The following is a 973-nucleotide window of genomic DNA, read 5'->3' on the forward strand; positions in this document are numbered from 1 at the left end:
AAAACCTACGGCGGTAACGCACGTGCATTCGATCAGATCGATAACGCACCAGAAGAAAAAGCACGTGGTATCACCATCTCTACTTCTCACGTAGAGTACGATACCCCAACTCGCCACTACGCGCACGTTGACTGCCCAGGCCACGCCGACTATGTGAAAAACATGATCACCGGTGCTGCTCAGATGGACGGTGCAATTCTGGTTGTTGCTGCGACTGATGGCCCAATGCCACAGACTCGTGAGCACATCCTGCTGGGTCGTCAGGTAGGCGTTCCTTACATCATCGTGTTCCTGAACAAATGTGACATGGTTGATGACGAAGAGCTGCTGGAACTGGTTGAAATGGAAGTGCGTGAGCTGCTGTCTCAGTACGACTTCCCAGGCGACGACACGCCAATCATCCGTGGTTCTGCTCTGAAAGCGCTGGAAGGCGACGCAGAGTGGGAAGCGAAAGTTGTTGAACTGGCTGAAGCGCTGGATACTTACATCCCAGAACCAGAGCGTGACATTGACAAGCCATTCCTGCTGCCAATCGAAGACGTATTCTCCATCTCCGGCCGTGGTACTGTTGTAACGGGTCGTGTTGAGCGTGGTATCGTTAAAGTTGGTGACGAAGTTGAAATCGTTGGTATCAAAGATACTGCGAAAACAACTTGTACTGGCGTTGAAATGTTCCGCAAACTGCTGGACGAAGGCCGTGCGGGTGAGAACGTTGGTGTTCTGCTGCGTGGTACTAAGCGTGACGAAATCGAACGTGGTCAGGTTCTGGCTAAACCAGGTTCAATCAAGCCACACACTACTTTCGAATCTGAAGTATATATCCTGAGCAAAGATGAAGGTGGCCGTCATACTCCATTCTTCAAAGGTTACCGTCCACAGTTCTACTTCCGTACAACTGACGTAACCGGTACTATCGAACTGCCAGAAGGCGTTGAGATGGTAATGCCAGGTGACAACATCAACATGGTAGTTA

At 50.6% G+C, this 973-nt stretch carries 1 protein-coding gene; it reads left to right on the forward strand.

Annotated elements, in window-relative coordinates; translation table 11 throughout:
- Nucleotides 1–973 (forward strand): elongation factor Tu (tuf, locus tag AACS90_RS03615; RefSeq protein WP_099123666.1); only part of this gene is annotated, 973 nt, incomplete at both ends.

It is taken from the genome of Xenorhabdus sp. KK7.4, assembly GCF_963876465.1.
GTDB lineage: Bacteria > Pseudomonadota > Gammaproteobacteria > Enterobacterales > Enterobacteriaceae > Xenorhabdus > Xenorhabdus stockiae.